2 protein-coding genes are annotated in these 3497 nt (G+C 67.1%); one reads left to right on the top strand and one right to left on the bottom strand.

What is annotated here, in order from left to right:
- Nucleotides 1-2549, top strand: a 2549-nt coding sequence (locus tag KGA66_RS31285) for a LamG domain-containing protein (protein WP_211472550.1), incomplete at its 5' end; no start/stop codon positions are given.
- A 272-nt stretch (nt 2550-2821) separates the two neighbouring features.
- Here KGA66_RS31285 and KGA66_RS28325 read toward each other — a convergent pair.
- Nucleotides 2822-3220 carry a WXG100-like domain-containing protein gene (locus KGA66_RS28325; RefSeq protein WP_211472548.1) on the bottom strand — a complete coding sequence of 133 codons (399 nt, stop codon included), beginning with the start codon at nt 3218-3220 and terminating at the stop codon, nt 2822-2824.
- Nucleotides 3221-3497 lie beyond the last annotated feature (277 nt).

The following is a 3497-nucleotide window of genomic DNA, read 5'->3' as shown; positions in this document are numbered from 1 at the left end:
GCTCCTTCACCTGGGACGCCTCCCGCCCCGGCTCCCCCACCGTGGCGGCCACCAGCAACCCGACCACCGGCCACAGCTGCCCGCTCTCCCCGGCCGCCCCCGCCTACCCGGTCGGCACCCTGTGCTCCTTCACCCTCAGCCCGCCCGTCGGATCCTCCATCAGCGGCTACCTCTACCAGCTCAACCAGAGCGCACCGCTGACGACCAACTCCACCGGCAGCGCAACCATCACCCTCACCCTGCCGCGCATCGTCAATACCCTGACCGTCAGCGCCCTGTCCCCGGGCGGCAACGTCGGCTCGGACGTCACCGTCACCGTGGACGTCACCACGCTGAACCCGCCCGCCAACGACGGCGACCTGACCGGCGACGGCACCGCTGACCTGATCATCCCAGGCAACGTCTCTACCGCGTCGAACACGCCGCCCGGCCTGTGGCTGGCCTCGGGCAACCCCGGCGGAACGGTGAACTCCACCGCCGTCAACATCGGCATCAACGGTCTGGGATACTCCAGCCCAGGCGCCGCGGACTGGAACGGAGCCCAGGCAATCAGCGGCAACTACTGCGGCCTGGGCACCCAGGACGTGCTCGCCTACGTCCCCGGCGCCTATGACCGCACCACCAACCCGAACGGCGGCGGCGGTGCCATCGTGTGCGGCGACACCAGCGGTGCTCCGCTGCACGTGCTCAACCCGGTCAGCGGCGCCCAGTACACGATTTTCGCCAACACCTTCCAGGATCCCGGCACCCAGATCAACGCCACCCAGATCGCGGGCGGCGGCAGTGAGAACGACGTCGACCTGGGAGGGACCTATGACCTGTACTACGGCACCATCACCACCGACGCGACCAACAACATCGGCCAGCTCGACGTGTTCGCCGCCCCCTCCGGCAACCCCAATGCCATCGCCGGCGCGATCGACCTGAGCAACCAGACGACCCCCACCGGGGGCACCGACTGGAACCACTGGACCATCACCACCGCGCAACTGCCCTCCGGCACCGCCATGTACCTGTGGGACAGCACGACCGGCGACCTGTACCTGTGGACCGGCATCACCCTGAACGCAAACAGCTTGGACCAGGCCACCGGCATCACCTACACCACGCACCCCAAGATCGCGTCGGGATGGCACACCGGCGCCGGCAACCTGCAACTGCGTGCCGCCGACATCAACGCCGACGGCACCCCCGACCTGTGGGCCGTCACCACGACACCCGGCAGCACGCCCACCAGTACCGCCTACCTGCTCACCAACCTCACCCCGACTACCGCCACCCTCACCGCGCAGCCCGCACAGAACCTGACCGCCACCGCACACACCTGGCTGCTCAACGACAACACCACCGGCACAGCCGCCAGCGCCGCCGACAGCACAGGGACCCTCACCCTGACCGGCACCAGCGGCGCGACCTGGAACACCGGCGACATGTACAACCCCGACGTCGCGTTCAACGGCACCAGCGGCTACCTGAACACCGCCAGCGCCGCGGTCACCCCCAACACCAACTTCACCGTCTCCGCCTGGGTCAAGCCCACCGTGAACAACGGCGGCGTGATCTTCTCCCAGGACGGCACCAACGACTCAGCGATCCTGCTCTACCCCAACGGCTCCCAATGGGAGTTCGGCATGAACAACAACAACACCAACACCTGGTCCTACGACGGATCCGTCGGCGGCAGCTACCTACTGGGCGTCTGGACCCACCTGACCCTGACCTACAACGCCACCACCAAAGCCCTCACCCTCTACGACAACGGCGTACAAGCAAGCAGCATCACCGCCACCAACCCCCCGACCACCACCGGCAAATTCGTCATCGGAGCCGACCAAGGCGGCGGCGCACGCGGCGCCTACTTCAACGGCCAGATCGCCGACCTACAGATCTGGACCAGCACCCAGACCCCGCTCCCCGACACCACCCACACCTGGCTGCTGGACGACGCCACCACCGGCGCCGCAACCACCGCACGCGACACCACCACCGGCACCGCCGCACCCACGGCCCTGACCGGCACCAGCGGCGCGACCTGGCACACCGCCGACACCTTCAGCCCCGACGTCCAACTCGACAGCACCAGCGGAGCCCTACGCGCCCCCGGCGCCGCCGTCACCCCCAACGCAGGCTTCACCATCTCCGCCTGGGCCAAACCGACCGCCGCCGGCGGCGTGCTCTTCTCCCAGGACGGCACCAACGATTCCGCGCTGCTGGTCTACCCAGGACCCAGCTCATGGATCTTCGGCATCAACAACGCCGCAACCACCGGCTGGTCCTTCAACTCCGTCGGCGGCGGCACCATCAGCCTCAACACCTGGACCCACGTCGTAGCCGTCTACAACGCCACCACCGCAGCCGCGACTCTCTACCTCAACGGAACCGCGGTCGCGTCCTTCACCGACACCGCACCACCCACCACCACCGGCGCCTTCCAACTCGGCGACGACTTCCAAACCAACACCCACAACGCCTACTTCAACGGGCAAATCGCCGACGCCCGAACATGGAGCACCGCCCTGACCCCGACACAAGTCGCAGCCATCAACTAACCCACCGCGACCAGCACCACGACCACCCCACCCGGGCCCGGCAGCAACCCCTGCCGGGCCCGATACACATTCCCGAGCGTGCGCCGACCCGGTACAGCCAAACTCCTACACGTACCCGCCGCCCCGACACCAAGCGATCAAAACAACCGCACTTCGAGAGAAACCACCGACGAAGAAACTTCGACTGAGATCCCAGATCGCGACATAAACCCGCCTGACCACCAGCACCTCGCTTCAGCGCAAGGCCCCGATCCACCACAGGCGCAGTCAAGTCACCAGGCTGATGCCAGCATGACGTGAGTGTTACTCTCGAACGTGGCCGCCATGCCCACGAGCTCCGCGATCGCCGCGACCTTCTGCGCCACGATGTAGCCCGCGGCGACCTCCAGCGCATCGGCGAGCACGCCGCAGCCGTCCACCAGTTCCGTCACATGCCGCACCGAGAGCTCCTCCCACCCCGACGAGAGCTGACGTGTGGACGTGCCCTGATAGCCCTGCGCGATGCCGTGAATCGCGGCCGTCGCATCCTGATGCGTTGTCTGCACCGCCTGCCCGAAATCCCGCACCAGCGAGGCGAAGCGCATCACCGAGTCCTCGTTGATGTACGGCCAGTCCACCCCGATCACGTTGAGGAACGTGACCACAGGACCCGGCAGATCATCGACAGCCACAAACCCCACCACCCGTGAGACTCGCGCGCCGCGCCATCCTGACGCGTCGACAGCGTCACCGACCGTATCAGACCCCCTCGATACGCGTGAGCGCACGATGCCCAGGCAGCCACGGCTTGGGAACACATCGCGTCCGGCGAGCGAAGCCCTTATTGACCGGTGGGTCTTTTCTGTCGTGGTCAGGCTGCTGCGTAGGTGACCTCGGGTTTGTGGAAGAAGGAGATCACGCGGGTGGGCTGCTTCTGGAGGCGGTGTAGGTGGGCTCTGATGGCGGCGG

The sequence above is a fragment of the Actinocrinis puniceicyclus genome (assembly GCF_018283645.1).
GTDB classification, from domain to species: domain Bacteria; phylum Actinomycetota; class Actinomycetes; order Streptomycetales; family Catenulisporaceae; genus Actinocrinis; species Actinocrinis puniceicyclus.
The sequence above is the reverse complement of the archived record's forward strand: the minus strand, read 5'-3'. Positions and strand labels throughout refer to the sequence as shown.